This is a genomic window from Kaistella treverensis, assembly GCF_900114045.1.
GTDB classification, from domain to species: Bacteria; Bacteroidota; Bacteroidia; order Flavobacteriales; family Weeksellaceae; genus Kaistella; species Kaistella treverensis.
The window spans coordinates 62,003-76,560 of record NZ_FORQ01000003.1 but is presented as its reverse complement, the minus strand read 5'-3'; the positions used below and the strand labels follow the sequence as shown (position 1 = coordinate 76,560).

The 14,558-nt window shown below is 40.0% G+C and carries 14 protein-coding genes and 1 riboswitch; of the genes, 7 read left to right on the top strand and 7 right to left on the bottom strand.

What is annotated here, in order from left to right; genetic code table 11:
* Positions 1-24 precede the first annotated feature (24 nt).
* From BMZ55_RS08475 to BMZ55_RS08460, 4 genes are read left to right on the top strand one after another with little or no spacing between them, the layout of a single operon-like run.
* A complete protein-coding gene (locus BMZ55_RS08475) occupies positions 25-1,425 on the top strand; it encodes a hypothetical protein (protein WP_233701929.1) in 1,401 nt (466 codons plus the stop codon).
* A 29-nt stretch (positions 1,426-1,454) separates the two neighbouring features.
* A complete protein-coding gene (locus tag BMZ55_RS08470; protein ID WP_089819991.1) occupies positions 1,455-1,781 on the top strand; it encodes a nucleotide pyrophosphohydrolase in 327 nt (108 codons plus the stop codon).
* 29 nt (positions 1,782-1,810) lie between these two features.
* On the top strand, positions 1,811-3,034 hold the full coding sequence (locus BMZ55_RS08465; protein ID WP_089819990.1) for a 3-phosphoshikimate 1-carboxyvinyltransferase: 1,224 nt from the start codon (positions 1,811-1,813) through the stop codon (positions 3,032-3,034).
* 15 nt (positions 3,035-3,049) lie between these two features.
* Positions 3,050-3,838 carry an SDR family oxidoreductase gene (locus BMZ55_RS08460; RefSeq protein WP_089819989.1) on the top strand — a complete coding sequence of 263 codons (789 nt, stop codon included), beginning with the start codon at positions 3,050-3,052 and terminating at the stop codon, positions 3,836-3,838.
* A 2-nt stretch (positions 3,839-3,840) separates the two neighbouring features.
* On the opposite strand, the gene BMZ55_RS08455 is transcribed toward BMZ55_RS08460, so the two are convergent.
* Positions 3,841-5,379, bottom strand: a complete 1,539-nt coding sequence (locus BMZ55_RS08455; protein ID WP_089819988.1) for an ACT domain-containing protein — start codon at positions 5,377-5,379, stop codon at positions 3,841-3,843.
* A 249-nt stretch (positions 5,380-5,628) separates the two neighbouring features.
* A riboswitch (SAM riboswitch) is annotated at positions 5,629-5,735 on the bottom strand.
* Between the two features lie 113 nt (positions 5,736-5,848).
* On the opposite strand from BMZ55_RS08455, the gene BMZ55_RS08450 reads away from it, so the two are divergent.
* Positions 5,849-8,473: an MGH1-like glycoside hydrolase domain-containing protein gene (locus tag BMZ55_RS08450; RefSeq protein ID WP_089819987.1), complete on the top strand. Its 2,625-nt coding sequence runs from the start codon at positions 5,849-5,851 to the stop codon at positions 8,471-8,473.
* A 52-nt stretch (positions 8,474-8,525) separates the two neighbouring features.
* On the opposite strand, the gene BMZ55_RS08445 is transcribed toward BMZ55_RS08450, so the two are convergent.
* Both BMZ55_RS08445 and BMZ55_RS08440 read right to left on the bottom strand, forming a co-directional pair.
* The gene (locus BMZ55_RS08445; RefSeq protein ID WP_221404032.1) at positions 8,526-8,828 is read right to left on the bottom strand and encodes a YkvA family protein; all 303 of its coding nucleotides are present in this window, start codon (positions 8,826-8,828) and stop codon (positions 8,526-8,528) included.
* 43 nt (positions 8,829-8,871) lie between these two features.
* The gene (locus tag BMZ55_RS08440) at positions 8,872-9,294 is read right to left on the bottom strand and encodes an OsmC family protein (RefSeq protein WP_039341651.1); all 423 of its coding nucleotides are present in this window, start codon (positions 9,292-9,294) and stop codon (positions 8,872-8,874) included.
* Positions 9,295-9,411: 117 nt separating this feature from the next.
* Between BMZ55_RS08440 and BMZ55_RS08435 the strand changes: the two genes are divergently transcribed.
* Positions 9,412-9,699, top strand: coding sequence for a GNAT family N-acetyltransferase (locus BMZ55_RS08435; protein WP_089819986.1), 288 nt, complete (start codon positions 9,412-9,414; stop codon positions 9,697-9,699).
* A gap of 47 nt (positions 9,700-9,746) precedes the next feature.
* On the opposite strand, the gene speB is transcribed toward BMZ55_RS08435, so the two are convergent.
* The gene (speB, locus tag BMZ55_RS08430) at positions 9,747-10,601 is read right to left on the bottom strand and encodes an agmatinase (protein WP_089819985.1); all 855 of its coding nucleotides are present in this window, start codon (positions 10,599-10,601) and stop codon (positions 9,747-9,749) included.
* Positions 10,602-10,790: 189 nt separating this feature from the next.
* Between speB and BMZ55_RS08425 the strand changes: the two genes are divergently transcribed.
* Positions 10,791-11,450 carry an HAD family hydrolase gene (locus tag BMZ55_RS08425; RefSeq protein ID WP_089819984.1) on the top strand — a complete coding sequence of 220 codons (660 nt, stop codon included), beginning with the start codon at positions 10,791-10,793 and terminating at the stop codon, positions 11,448-11,450.
* Positions 11,451-11,709: 259 nt separating this feature from the next.
* On the opposite strand, the gene BMZ55_RS08420 is transcribed toward BMZ55_RS08425, so the two are convergent.
* The 3 genes from BMZ55_RS08420 to BMZ55_RS08410 all read right to left on the bottom strand — a co-directional run bounded on the left by BMZ55_RS08420 (position 11,710) and on the right by BMZ55_RS08410 (position 14,375).
* Complete coding sequence (locus tag BMZ55_RS08420; protein ID WP_089819983.1) at positions 11,710-13,101, bottom strand: type III PLP-dependent enzyme domain-containing protein; 1,392 nt, start codon at positions 13,099-13,101, stop codon at positions 11,710-11,712.
* A 76-nt stretch (positions 13,102-13,177) separates the two neighbouring features.
* The gene (locus BMZ55_RS08415; protein WP_089819982.1) at positions 13,178-13,816 is read right to left on the bottom strand and encodes a thiamine diphosphokinase; all 639 of its coding nucleotides are present in this window, start codon (positions 13,814-13,816) and stop codon (positions 13,178-13,180) included.
* A complete protein-coding gene (locus tag BMZ55_RS08410) occupies positions 13,806-14,375 on the bottom strand; it encodes a cob(I)yrinic acid a,c-diamide adenosyltransferase (RefSeq protein ID WP_089819981.1) in 570 nt (189 codons plus the stop codon). Before BMZ55_RS08410 ends, BMZ55_RS08415 begins: the two co-directional genes overlap by 11 nt.
* Positions 14,376-14,558: the final 183 nt, after the last annotated feature.

Sequence of the window (14,558 nt, the reverse complement as noted above, 5' to 3'; positions counted from 1 at the left end):
TGAAAAATCTGTATTCTTTCCTCTATGAACAGCTATAAAACCATTCTTGCCACCGTTTTTTTTCTGCTTTTGGCGGTTTTAAGCTGTACGCGCGATGACATCGAATTTGAAAATCCTTCAAAACTTTTACGTGTTTCTGCTGACACGGTTTTTCTGGACACGGTTTATAATCAGGTTCGTTCCGAAACTTATGCGGTGAAACTGTACAACGACGAAAACAAGGATGTGCTGATTCCTGAAATTTCCCTTAAAAAGGGCGAAAATTCTCTGTATAGAATTAATGTTGACGGAAAATCCGGCACCACGTTCCGCGAGGTTCCGTTAAGAAAAAAAGACAGTCTTTATATTTTTGTTGAAATTGCGCCCGTTGCAAACGCTCCGGAAGCAATTGCCGAAGATTTCATCAGCGTAAAAAGCGCCGCCGGAACTCAGGAAATCACCTTGTTTTCTGTGGTTCAGGACGCAGAATTTTTTATTGAAAACAAAACCAATCCAAATATTCTTACCGAAAATACGACCTGGAACAACGAAAAAGCAAAAATCATTTTCGGTGATTTGACGCTTGCATCGGGAAAAACTTTAGACATAAAAAAAGGAACCAAGGTTTATTTCTTTAAAAACAGCGGCCTGAAAATTTCAAAAAACGCGACTTTAAATATTACCGGAGATTTGGGCAATGAAGTAATTTTCCGCGGTGACCGAAATGATCCGCGTTACGACACCATTCCGAAAAACTGGAACCGGATTTCGCTTGACGAAAATGCGAAATTAAATATGAATTACGTGAAAATCTTCGGCGGAACGCGTGGCTTAGAACTTAATCACGCGACTGCAAACATCGAAAACAGCATCATTCACACACATCAGGAATACGGTGTTTACGCCGTAAACTCCGTGGTAACCACAAAAAATTTGGTGATGAATAATTGCGGCGAAGCGGATTTTGGTATTTTTAAAGGCGGAACGTATAACATCATTCATTCCACGCTCGCGAATTACTGGGATTTAAATCCGTCTTTGCCGGCGCTTGGCTTGTATGCCACAAACGAATTTAATAACGGAACTTCCCCGGAACAAGGTGCTTTAACTTTAAACATCCGAAATTCCATTATTTATAACAAGCGGGAAAATGCGATCGTTTTTAAACCAACTTCGGGGCAAATTTTCAATTATCAAATACAAAATTCTTTGCTGAAATACGGAACTAATGCAGGTTTTAATTTCGATTCAAATCAAAATGTCATTAATTCCCTTAAAAACGAAGACCCGAAATTCCAAAATTATTTCACCGAAAAACTGAATTTAAGGTTGAAAGACGATTCACCGGCAAAAGGAAAAGGAAATACCGCGGTTGCGGCGACGGTTGCTTTGGATATTGTAAAAGTTTCCCGACTCGTAAATCCAAGTTTAGGCGCCTATCAATAATTAAAAAATTTGCCCTTAAAGCAGCAAGAATGGAAATCACCAAACTACAGAACGAAGTTGATGAATGGATAAAAACCGTGGGGGTCCGCTATTTTAATGAGCTGACGAATATGGCGATGCTTACTGAAGAAGTGGGCGAAGTCGCGCGAATTATTGCGCGCAGATATGGTGAACAAAGCGAAAAAGAATCTGATAAAACGAAAGATTTAGGTGAAGAATTGGCGGATGTGCTGTTCGTGACTTTATGCCTGGCAAACCAAACCGGCACGGATTTACAGGCAGCTTTCGACCGAAAAATGAAAAGCAAAACCGAGCGTGACAAAGAGCGTCATCAGAATAATAACAAACTAAAATAACCACGCGAAATTGCGGTTCAAGAAAGAAAATGCAGCTGGAAAAATCAATTTTAAAAGACAATGAAACCGTTGAAATCAGCGGTTCGAAAAGTATTTCAAACCGTCTCCTCATCCTTAATCAGTTATACGATAACTTGATTATTGAAAACCTTTCAACTTCGCAGGACACACAGCTTTTGCAAGCCGCGCTGGAAAGTTCAAATGAAACCATTGATGTTCACCACGCGGGAACTGCGATGCGTTTTCTAACATCCTATTTCGCGATGGAGGACGGAAAAACCACTATTTTAACCGGTTCCGAACGGATGAAACAGCGTCCGATAAAGTTTCTGGTCGATGCGCTGCGCGACTTGGGCGCAGAGATTTCTTACCTTGAAAATGAAGGTTTTCCACCTTTAAAAATAACCGGCAAAAAGCTGCAAAAAAATACGGTCTCCATTCCTGCGCACGTCTCCAGCCAGTTTATTTCCTCATTAATGTTAATCGGCGCGAAGCTGGAAAACGGTTTGAAAATAAATTTAGTTGGTGAAATTACTTCGAGGCCGTATCTCGAAATGACTTTAAAATTGTTGAGGACCATCGGAATACACACCGAATGGACCGAACAGACCATTGAAATTTCCGCCGGAGTTTCCATTGAAAACGCTTCGCAAACTCTGAAAATACAGACAGAAAGCGACTGGAGTTCCGCGTCGTATTATTACTCGCTTGCGGCAATCGGCCGGAAAAGTATTAATTTGAAATCTTTCCGTCCGTATTCATTGCAGGGCGATTCCGTTATCAAGGAAATTTACTGGACGTATTTCGGAGTGAACACCATTTCCGAAGGTGCGGAAAGCAAAATTTCACTGCTTCCGGAAAGTTCTTTTGTTTTGCCGGAAAAAGTTGAAATCAATATGAACGACTGTCCGGACATTGCGCAAACTTTGTGCGTTACCGCGACAGCTTTGCAGATTCCTTTTGAAATTACAGGACTTTCCACTTTAAAAGTGAAAGAAACCGACCGTTTGGTTGCGCTGAAAAATGAACTTTTCAAAATCGGCTGCATTTGTGAAATAACTGAAGATTCTATTGCCTCTGTAAAATTTTTCGAGGCAAATGACCATATTTTTATCGAAACCTATAACGATCACCGCATGGCGATGAGTTTTGCACCTTTTTGCTTAATAAAATCACTTGAAATTAAAAATTCCAGCGTTGTAGAAAAATCTTACCCAAACTTTTGGAAAGATTTTCGGCAGGTTTTGCAATAATTTATCTGAATAAAAATGACAATAATAATCACCGGTACCTCGGCCGGAATTGGTTTCACACTCGCCGAATATCTTGGCAAGAAAGGACACAAAGTTTTTGGACTGAGCAGAAAAAATGTGGAATCCGAATTTTATAAAACGATTCCCACCGATATTACCGATCCGGCACAAGTGGAAAATGCTATTGCTGAAATTTTGAAAACCGATATACGCATCGATGTGCTCATCAACAACGCCGGAATGGGAATGGTCGGTCCGGTTGAAGATTCTTCGAAAGAAGAAATTTTAAAATTATTCAATCTGAATCTCGTCGGTTCGGTGCAGATGATGAGCGCGGTTTTGCCGAAAATGCGTGAGCAGAAAAGTGGCAAGATCATCAACATTTCCAGCATCGGCAGCGAAATGGGTTTACCTTTCCGTGGGTTTTATTCCGCTTCCAAATCGGCGCTGGATAAAGTGACTGAAGCCATCCGCTACGAAGTTTCGCCGTGGAATATTCAGGTTTGTGCGCTGCATTTGGGCGATATTAAAACCAGAATCGCCGAAAATCGGGTAAAAACCAATGTTTCCGAACCTTACCAAAAAACGTTCGGAAAAGTATATGGTTTAATGAATTCTCACGTCGATGACGGCACAGAACCACAAGAAGTCGCAGAATACATTGAAAAACTGCTCGCGAAAAAATCCTGGAAAGCACATTTTTATTTCGGCAAATTCGGTCAAAAAATTGGTGTTCCGCTGAAATGGCTTTTATCACAGAATTTCTACGAAAACCTGATGCGGAAATACAACAAAATCGACTAAAATTATTTGTTTTCGCTGAGTCTTAAAATATCACCAAAAACGCCGCGTGCCGTAACTTTTACGCCTGCACCCGCTCCTATAATCACCAGCGGATTTTCACCATAATTTACAGTATAAATTTCAAAAATAGAATCTGAGCCTTTCAATTGTCCAAGCGCTGAATTTGCCGGAACCGAAATAAGCTGAACATCCAGCTTACCTTTCTCCTGCTGTAAATCGCCGTGTAGTTCGCCGATATAGCGCAGCACGTGACCGTCTTCTTGATTTTTTTTGAGATTTTCAAAAATTCCGTCCAGTTCGGGCAGATTTTCCGAAAATTCCGAAACGCTCACTTTTTGCAGATTTTTGGGAACCAAATTTTCGATGTTAATATCTGAAAATTCATTTGCCAAATCCAGTTCGCGTGCCAAAATTAGAAGTTTCTTCGCAACATCATTTCCGGACAAGTCTTCTCGCGGATCAGGCTCGGTAAAACCTTTCGAAATCGCTTCTTTTAAAATGTCAGAAAACCTGTCGTCGCGAACGGAGAAATTATTAAAAATATAGCTCAGCGACCCGGAAAAAACACCTTTAATGCGCGTAATATTTTCACCCGAAAGATGCAGCAATTTAATGGTATACATGAGCGGTAAACCGGCTCCGACATTGGTTTCGTAGAGATATTTTTTATTCTTTTTCCGCAAAACATTACGCAAATCGCGGTAATCGGAAATGGGTAAAGTGTTGAAAATTTTATTGGACGAAACCAAATCAAAACTATTTTCCGCAAGAAAAACATAATTCTTTGCCAGCGTGGCACTTGCTGTTACATCCACTGCAACTAAATTTTCCAGGTGATGACGCTGCGCGAAAGTAACGAGCTTTTCAACATCCGGTTTTTCCTCCGCATGCGAAATCTCCTGCTGCCAGCTTTCAGAAAAACCTTCGGTATTAAAAGCAACTTTTTTCGAATCTGCGATGGCAAAAATTCTCAAATCGAGTTTTTTCCGGTTTCTGATGTCTTCCGTTCTGTCCAAAATCTGATTGATAAGTGTAGCACCAACTTTTCCGTGACCGAAAATAGCGAGATGAACCGTTTTTGGTTTCGAAAAAATTTCGGCTTCCAGGATGTTTTTTGCTTTTTCACCTTGTGAAGAAGTCACCACCAAACTGACTTTATTTTCTGCGGAATTTTGGTTTAAAATCAACGGGAAAACATTGTTACGTGCGAGCTCGGTCATAATTTTATTGAAATCTTTAACGACAAAACTTAAAACCGAAACATTATTGATGCTATAAATCTGCCGCACTTTGCCGCTTTTTCTTTCGTTTTCAAACTCGTCGATTAGGCAGTTTACAGCTTTTTCGGAATCGGAATCGGTCACTAAAACGGAAATACCGTTTTCTGCAGCCTGTTGCGAAATAACGCCAACGCTGATTCTGGCGTACGTCAACGCTTTAAAAATTCTGCCGTCAATACCAACTTCGCCCAGAAAATCTTTTCCTTCAAATTTGATGATGGCTTTATTTTTCAAAATTTTTATTTCAGCTCTGTTTTTCATTAAAATGGATTTAAAAATGTTTTTATTTAAAAATGAAACATTCAGCTATTTTAAATAATCGAAATGCTAAAACTGAAAAATATGCCGTTACAAGGGCAATTTTTTTCAAAATGAAAAACGCAAAACTGCTATCAGAAAAATCGCCTGATATAAAAATTGAATGGTATAATTTAATAGTTTGTAGCAGAGTTTTCAATTTTTTAAAATAAATAAATTGAAAATGCTACCGGAAAAGTGGTAAAAAAGTTTCTGTTATCTTCTCCCGATATATCGAGGTAGAATGTAGCACCTTCTCCGTTGCCGAAGGGTTGCCAAGGTATCATAGAGTCTAATCTCTCCACCTTTCTTAATAACATTTTCAGTATGTGAATGAACTTAATCTGCTGCAAAGAAAAGCAATAAAAACACAACAAGCAATTTTTCATAATTTTTTATTTCCTAATTTCGCGGCAGAAATTTTTTTTAGGAGATGACAACCGAACGAGAAAGAATGCTGGAGGACGAATGGAAAACCTGGGGCCCATATGTAAGCAACAGGCAATGGGGAACGGTGCGCGAAGATTACAGCGCCACCGGAAATGCCTGGGGATACAGCACTTACGATGATGCGATGAGCCGCGCTTACCGCTGGAGTGAAGATGGAATTGCAGGAATTTGCGACACGAAACAATACCTGTGTTTCGCACTTTCTTTCTGGAATTACAAAGATAAAATGCTAAAAGAACGATTTTTCGGGCTGAGCAATCACCAGGGAAATCACGGCGAAGATGTAAAGGAACTGTACTATTATCTCGACAATACGCCAACACATTCTTACATGAAAATGGTGTATAAATATCCGATCAATGAATTTCCATACACCGATTTAATCGAAGAAAACCGCCGCCGCAGCAAGCGTGAACCGGAATATGAAATCTTTGATACCGGGATTTTTGACAATAATGAATATTTTGATATTTTTATTGAATACGCGAAAATTCACCACGACGATATTCTCATCAGAATTTCGGTGAGCAACAGAAGCAACGAGAAAGCGCCAATCGCGATTTTACCTACTTTATGGTTCCGCAACAACTGGAAATGGGGCTACGGAACGTATGAACCTGAATTAAAATCTACGCGACCAGACATCATCGATATTGAACACGGCTCTATTTCTGCTAAAAAACTGTATTCCAGAAACAAAAACTGCCAGGCTTTTTTCTGTAATAACGAAACCAATCCGGAAGTTATCCCGAACACGAAAACAGAAGCAAAATTTTACAAAGACGGCATCAATAATTTTGTTTTACACGGCGACGAAAACGCTATAAATCCCGAAAAAAAAGGCACTAAAGCAAGCTTTTTTTTAGAAGCTGAAATTGAAGGCGGTGAAACTCAGGTTTTCGACTTCAGGATGAGTCCGCACGATATGGAAGACGCTTTTTTCGATTTCGATGAGGTTTTTCATTTGCGGAAAAATGAAGCAGACGAATTTTACGGCGACGTCCAGTGTCAGATTGAAGACGAAGAAGAAAAAAACATACAAAGACAGGCATTTGCCGGACTTTTATGGAATAAGCAATTCTACCATTATAATGTTTCAAAATGGCTGAAAGGTGATCCGCAACTGGAAGCGCCGCGCAATTTCAACCATTTTGTACGCAATATGGAATGGGAACATATGCAGAACAAAGACATTATTTCCATGCCCGATAAATGGGAATACCCATGGTTTGCGACCTGGGACTTGGCTTTTCACTGCGTTCCGTTTGCCATTTTAGATTCCGATTTTGCCAAATGCCAGCTGAAACTGCTGACCAAAGAATGGTATATTCACCCGAACGGACAATTGCCGGCGTACGAATGGGATTTCAGCGATGTAAATCCGCCAGTTCATGCCTGGTCGACTTTCCGCGTTTTTAAGATTGATGAAAAAATGCACGGAAAGCCGGATATTCCTTTTCTGGAAAGCGTTTTCCAAAAACTATTATTGAATTTCACCTGGTGGGTGAACCGGAAAGATAAAAACGGAAATAATGTCTTCGGCGGCGGCTTTTTAGGTTTGGATAATATCGGCGCATTTGACCGAAATATGCAGTTTAAAAACGGTGATCACCTGGAACAGGCCGACGGTACGAGTTGGATGGCAATGTTTGCTTTAAATATGATGCGGATTTCTATGGAGCTAGCACTATATAATGCTGTTTATGAAGATATGGCGATTAAGTTTTTCGAACATTATCTTTATATCGCCGAAGCCATGGAAAATCTGGGTGACAAGAAAAATGGCCTTTGGAACGAAAATGACGGTTTTTTCTATGATTTGCTTCAATTAAATAACGGTGATTCAAAATCCCTGAAACTCCGCAGTATTGTGGGATTAATTCCGCTTTTTGCCGTAGAAATCATTGAACATGAAACGCTGGAAAAACTGCCGAATTTCCGCGAACGGATGGAATGGATTCTAAAAAATAAACCCGATCTAGCGGACTTGGTTTCACATTGGGAAGTTGAAGGCCAAGGCGGAAAACACCTCATGAGCATTTTGAGAAAAACGCGGCTGAAACGAGTGTTGAGCCGCATGGTTGATGAAAAAGAATTTTTATCGGATTACGGAATTCGCTCCATGTCGAAATATTACGAAAACGATCCTTTTGTTTTTAATATTGACGGGCAGGATTTCGTGGTGAAATATACGCCTGCAGAAAGTGACAGCAGCATGTTTGGCGGCAACAGCAACTGGCGCGGCCCGATTTGGTTCCCGATTAATTTCCTGATTGTAGAAAGTCTGCAACGCTTCCATTATTATTATGGCGACAGCCTTCAAATCGAATATCCGACGGGCAGTTTGGAAATGCGCAATCTGGATTTTGTGGCGAATGATTTGAGCAAGCGCCTCTACTCCATTTTCAGTAAAGATGAAAACGGAAACCGACCGTTTAACGGCGGAAACGAATTTTTGAATCAAAACGAATTTTTCAAAGATTACGTGATGTTCCATGAATATTTCAATGGTGATACCGGCGAAGGAATTGGCGCCTCACACCAAACCGGCTGGACGGCGACCATCGCAAAACTTATCCAGCCAAGAATGGGTTCGCGGCCTGCTTAAATTTAATAAAATTTTAGAAATATAAAAATTTCGTGCTTTTAGCGCGGAATTTTTAGTTTTTAAAATACGGTGCACCAAATTTCTGATAAGCAAAGTACAGCAGAAGTAACCAAAAAAACACGATTATAACGCCGAAAATCCAGCTGGTTTTCTGAAGCTTTTTCGGATTTTCCGCAACGTTTTTCCGGGCTTCTTCCAAAATGTTTTTTGGTATTAAATTTATCGACCACATAATTAAAAGAAGCACGATGATGAGGTCATCAAGAATGCCGAGAACCGGAATAAAATCCGGGACTAAATCTATTGGACTCAGCATATAACCAACCGTGAGGCCAATCACCAGTTTCGCCAGCAAAGGCGTTACTTTTGGACTTTTTCTTTTATTTGGTCTAAAAATTTCACACTTTTTCGCCGTTAACGAAAACTTCGTAAGTCACCGTGACATTTGGCTCCATGGTTTTGGAAACCGAACAGTATTTCTCAAAAGAAAGCGAGGCAGCGCGCTCGGCTTTTGCATGATCAATATTTCCTTGCAGAAAAAATTTCACCAAAATATTTTTAAAAGGTTTTGCTTCGTCTTTCTGAATTCTTTCGCCTTCAACTTCCGCGGAAAAGCCGGTGAGTTCCTGTCTTTGTTTCTTTAATATCGAAACCATATCAATTCCGCTGCAGCCCGCGACAGCCATCAAAATAGTTTCCATGGGCGAAACGCCTGTCGTTCCAGGCGATTCAGAAATATTATCCAAAAGAATTTTGTTGCCCAAAGCGTTGGTGCATTCAAACAAATAATCGTCGTTCAGGCGGTTTAGTGTTATTTTCATTAATAATATTTAATCCAAATTTAAAACTTTAATCTTGAAAAAAACAGGCTTTTAACAGCCAAAAAATATCAATTAAAATTATTTTGTTAATTTTAAACCACCAAAAAAAAGACAAATATGAACTACAGCAACAACCGCTCAGGAAACGGCGGCATAATTACACTCTCAAACGATGAAGAAATTGGCAGATTGACTTATACAATTGCTCCCGAAGAAAATAAAATGATCATTTCGTACGTCCTTGTTCACCCGAAATTTGAAGGCCGCGGAATGGGAAAATATCTCGTGCAAGAAGGAATAAAATTCGCGCGCGAAAACAACTGGAAAATTTACCCGCACTGCTCCTACGCGCGTTCAGTAATGAACCGGATGAACGATGTAGACGATATTTTGATGCAACGCTAAAACAAAAAAAATCCCCTAAATAAGGGGGATTTTTTTATACCGAAATTTTACGGTTTGCTGATGTGGTAATACGCCAGCATTTTGTAATACAGCTTCGCCGCTAAAAAAGCCGTAGGTTTTGGCATCGGCGAATCCATGAGTTCCACAATGTCGAAAGCAACAACGTTGCATTTTTCAAAAACCTTGCGGAGCAATTCTAAAGTTGGATACCACTGCAATCCTCCTGGTTCCGGAGTACCGGTTGACGGCGCGATTGACGGATCAAAAGCATCCAAATCGATGGTAATGTACACGTTTCCGGAAACTTTTTCCAGCACGTCATTCACCCAATTTTCGTTGTTTGCAATTTCATGCGCGAAAAAGCACTGCTCTTTGTTCACATACTGCATTTCTTCAATGTCACACGAACGTATTCCGATCTGAACCAAATTATGTTTCTGGCTTGCTTCAAAAACCGCGCAGGCGTGATTGGAAGTGGAACCGTGAAAATCGGGACGCAAATCTGTATGAGCATCGAGTTGTAAAACCGTAAGATTTTCAAATTTCTCGCCTACCGCGCGGATGGAACCAATGGAAACCGAATGTTCCCCACCGAAAAGCGTGAAAAGTTTGTCGTCGTAATTAAGTAGTTCCCTTGTCTTGTTGTAAACCGCTTCCGTCATGGCTTCCGGCGAAGATTTTTCGGAAATTTCGCCAGCCAGGAAGACACCTTCCAAATACGGTTCGGTTCCGGTTTCGATGTCATATAATTCCATATTTTCGGAAGCGTCTAAAAAAAGCTCCGGACCTTTGTCGGCGCCTTTTCCCCAGGTTGAAGTTCCGTCGTACGGAACGGTAACAAGCACCACTTTTGAAGTTTCAAATTGTGCGTTTTCTTCAGGAATGCCGGCGTATGTTTTCATAGTATTTTTGAATTAAGATTGATGAAATTTAAGATTTCAAAGATAAAAATTTCAACAGACTTCACCGAATTTTCAGTTTGCTTAAAAAATGTAAAAACGAAAAAACTGCCGTTTTAAGGGGAAATAAATTGCTTTCGGAAATATTCAGCGTTATTCAGCCCTTATTTCCTATTTTTGTAAAAACCGCAAATGCCACTAAAAGCAGTATTATTCGATATGGACGGCGTCATCGTCGATACAGAACCACTTCACCGAAAAGCATATTTTAAAATGTTCGATGATTTGGGGATTGTGGTGCCGGAAGATCTTTACACCACATTTACGGGTGCTGCAACGAAAAAAGTCTGTTCTGTATTGATCGAAAAATATGGCCTGAATGCCAACATTAATGAACTGGCGGCGATTAAACGAAAATATTTTAAATATTTCTTTTACCACGATGAAGATTTTGCTTTGCTTCCCGGCGTTGAAGATCTGATTAAAAACTATTTCGAAAACGGAATTAAACTTGTGTTGGCCTCTTCGGCGAGTATGGTGACGATTGATATGGTTTTTGAAAAGTTCAAGTTGGCAAAATATTTTATCGGAAAAATAAGTGGTGATGATTTAAAAGAATCCAAACCAAATCCGGAAATTTTTCTGCTTGCTGCGGAAATCGCGCAGGAACCGAAAGAAAACTGCGTTGTCATCGAAGATTCTACGAACGGAATTTTAGCCGCTCATAATGCCGGAATTTTCTGCGTCGCCTACAAAAGCGAACATTCTCTTCATCAGCATTACGAAAAAGCCAATCTGCTGATTTCTGATTTCTCCGAGATTACGACAGAAAAAATTAGCCTCTATTTTTAGGTTTTTTTTGAAAACTTAAACCAAAAAAAATCAGCTTTAATTTTTGTTACTTTCGAAAACTTACATGAAAAAAAATCGCTATTATTTCCTGGTTTTTTTTGTTTTAGCGAAGTTGAAGGCGCTGCAATTCTAGCCCCGATGGGAACGGCATCCTTTTTCTGCCGATAAAATCGGCAGAAAAAGATACAGTGGACAGCGGGAAATAGCTCCTAAAAAAAAGAAGCAACTTACCGCTGCTTCTTTCTAATAAATTTCCTGCTTAATAGCCCAGTAATTTTAAGACATCATCAGGTTTCTGTTCGTCTCGGAAAACCGAATAGGTAAAGTTTCCATCGGCATCTTTGTCGATCAAAATATGTTTGGGCTGAGGCATCAAACAGTGGTGAACGCCGCCGTAACCGCCGATGGTTTCCTGGTACGCGCCGGTGTTGAAAAAGCCGATGTACAGAGGTTTTGTATCGCTGAAAACCGGCAGATAAATGGCGTTGGTGTGCTGTTCGGAGTTGTAATAATCGTCGGAATCGCAAGTAAGTCCGCCGAGGAATACGCGCTCGTAGGTATCTTCCCAACGGTTGAGCGGCAACATGATGAATTTGCGGGAAATCGCCCAGGTATCGGGAAGTGTGGTCATGAACGAGGAATCGATCATGTTCCATTTTTCGCGGTCGTTCTGGCGTTTTTGTGAAATGATTTTGTAAAGGTGACCGCCGCTTTCGCCAACGGTAAAACTACCAAATTCGGTATAGATGTTCGGTTCTTCAACGCCTTCTTCTTCGCAGAATTTTTTAATTTGGGATACGATTTCGTTCACCATGTATTGGTAATCATAATCGAAATTCAAAGAGGTTTTAATTGGAAAACCGCCGCCGATATTCAGCGAATCAACTTCCGGAGCAATTTTTTTCAAACGGGCGTAAACGCGCAGACATTTGTAAAGCTCGTTCCAGTAATACGCAGTGTCTTTGATGCCGGTATTGATGAAAAAATGCAGCATTTTGAGGCGCGCGTTCGGGTGTTCCGCGATTTTCTGGCTATAATACGGGATGATATCTTTGTAACCAATGCCAAGTCTGGAGGTATAAAATTCGAACTTTGGTTCTTCTTCGGAAGCGATTCGGATTCCGATGTTGAAAGTGGTATCTATGCTTTCGGTGAGTTTGTCGAGCTCGCGGTAATTATCTAAAATCGGCGTGATGTTGTGAAAGCCGCTATTGATAAGCCCCGAAATTTTCGCGAGATAATCGTCGGTTTTAAAACCGTTGCAAATCACTTCGACATTTTTGTCAAACTTTCCTTTTTCGTACAATGATTTCACAATATCCATGTCGTACGCGGAGGAAGTTTCAATTGAAATATCGTTTTTCAACGCTTCTTCCAAGACAAAGGCGAAGTGACTCGATTTGGTGCAATAGCAGTAACGATAATCTTTTTTATAATCGTTGATTTCAAAAGCTTCCTTAAACCAGGCTTTTGCACGCTGAATATTGGTAGAAATTTTCGGCAGATAATTAAATTTCAAAGGCGTGCCAAACTTCTCAACGACCTCCATAAGCGGAATATCGTGAAAACTGAGACTATTTTCGGTAACACTGAATTCTTCGGTGGGAAAATAGAGGGTCTGGTCTATAAGTTCTGAATATTTAATTTTCATGCTAAATCTGAAGTTGTACTATTATTAAAGACTGCAAAGTTGAGAAAAAAAGTTGGGTTTTTATTTTAAAATTCCGTTAAAGTTCAGCTGCCGGCCGGTGCGAGTGAAAAACCAACAAATCACCATTTTCAAAAGTGATTTTCACGTGATCTTCAACGGCAAAATTTCTTGTGCCGATTCTACTGGTGAGGTTTAAGTTTTCTTTTTTTAAAGGCCAGTTTAGGCCAACAGAAGTCACATTTTCGGTAAACGGAAATGGATATAGCGAAATTTTGCAATGCTGCACATTTTCTAAAACTAAATTTTTCGGTGAGAAAAAATAGGTGCCGAATTCATCAAAAAAAGTAATTTTAAGCGCATCTTTTGCTTTAAAAGCCACGGTTAAATTCCCGAGAAAATGATCCATTTCTCCGCCGGAACCGCCATAAACGTCAACCTCTGGTGCGCCGCGCTGCATCAAGATTTCAAGCGCTTTTTCAAAATCGGTTTTATCCTGATCCGGTGTATAAATAAATTTTTCTTGGTAAATATTTTCATCATTTCCGGAGTGCGAATCGAAATCGCCTGAAATAAAATCAAGCTTTTCAAGCGGAAAATTTTTATTTTTTAAATAATGAAAAGCACCGTCGGTACACGCAATTAAAAAATATGCCTCTAAAGCAGGTAAAATTTGCGGCGGCATACCATTGATAAAAAGTAGCGCTTTACCGGTCATTGGGGTTCCAGTATTCTTCAGGTTCGTTGGCAAGTTTCGAAGCGTGGCGCGCCAAAACAAAAAGATAATCCGACAATCTGTTGAGATATTTCAGCAATTCCGGACGTATTTCTTCGGTCTCATTTAGAAAAACCAAACTGCGTTCTGCGCGGCGGCAAACAGTACGACAAACGTGAAGTGATGTTGCAGATTTTCCGCCACCAGGCAAAATAAAATATTGCAGTGGTTTTAGATCTTGCTCCATTTCGTCCATCCAATGTTCCAATTCTTCAATTTCTTTTTCCGAAATTTCGAGTGCTAAACGCGATTTTCCGTTTGCCATCTTTAATTTATCCGTTGGAGTTGCAGATTCTGAACCGACGGTAAAAAGATCAAACTGAATTTTTTTAAGCTGAGAAAGCACCTGTTCATCAGTAATTTCGCTTTTCGCCACACCGATAAAAGAGTTAAGCTCATCGATGGTTCCGTAAGCTTCCACCCGAGCGGACGCTTTGGAAACCCGCGTGCCGCCGTAGAGCGCAGTTTGGCCTTTGTCGCCGGTTTTTGTATAGATTTTCATGGGTTTTACTTTGATGTAAATTTAAGGATTTTAAAACTGTTGCCAGAACTTCCGCGTTCGCGTAATTTTAAAACTTAAATGTTTTTTAAAGTTTTTTGTAATAATTTCAAAACTTTTTTATCCAATAGATAGAAAACACAAAAATTTGCCGTTGAAACAGCCAAAATTTTAAAAATGAAAATA

Excerpts from the sequence above, each read along its gene's own strand:
- BMZ55_RS08475 (WP_233701929.1), top strand. The coding sequence starts at position 25 with ATGAACAGCTATAAAACCATTCTTGCCACCGTTTTTTTTCTGCTTTTG.
- BMZ55_RS08470 (WP_089819991.1), top strand. The coding sequence starts at position 1,455 with ATGGAAATCACCAAACTACAGAACGAAGTTGATGAATGGATAAAAACC.
- BMZ55_RS08465 (WP_089819990.1), top strand. The coding sequence starts at position 1,811 with ATGCAGCTGGAAAAATCAATTTTAAAAGACAATGAAACCGTTGAAATC.
- BMZ55_RS08460 (WP_089819989.1), top strand. The coding sequence starts at position 3,050 with ATGACAATAATAATCACCGGTACCTCGGCCGGAATTGGTTTCACACTC.
- BMZ55_RS08455 (WP_089819988.1), bottom strand. The coding sequence starts at position 5,379 with ATGAAAAACAGAGCTGAAATAAAAATTTTGAAAAATAAAGCCATCATC.
- BMZ55_RS08450 (WP_089819987.1), top strand. The coding sequence starts at position 5,849 with ATGACAACCGAACGAGAAAGAATGCTGGAGGACGAATGGAAAACCTGG.
- BMZ55_RS08440 (WP_039341651.1), bottom strand. The coding sequence starts at position 9,294 with ATGAAAATAACACTAAACCGCCTGAACGACGATTATTTGTTTGAATGC.
- BMZ55_RS08435 (WP_089819986.1), top strand. The coding sequence starts at position 9,412 with ATGAACTACAGCAACAACCGCTCAGGAAACGGCGGCATAATTACACTC.
- speB (WP_089819985.1), bottom strand. The coding sequence starts at position 10,601 with ATGAAAACATACGCCGGCATTCCTGAAGAAAACGCACAATTTGAAACT.
- BMZ55_RS08425 (WP_089819984.1), top strand. The coding sequence starts at position 10,791 with ATGCCACTAAAAGCAGTATTATTCGATATGGACGGCGTCATCGTCGAT.
- BMZ55_RS08420 (WP_089819983.1), bottom strand. The coding sequence starts at position 13,101 with ATGAAAATTAAATATTCAGAACTTATAGACCAGACCCTCTATTTTCCC.
- BMZ55_RS08415 (WP_089819982.1), bottom strand. The coding sequence starts at position 13,816 with ATGACCGGTAAAGCGCTACTTTTTATCAATGGTATGCCGCCGCAAATT.
- BMZ55_RS08410 (WP_089819981.1), bottom strand. The coding sequence starts at position 14,375 with ATGAAAATCTATACAAAAACCGGCGACAAAGGCCAAACTGCGCTCTAC.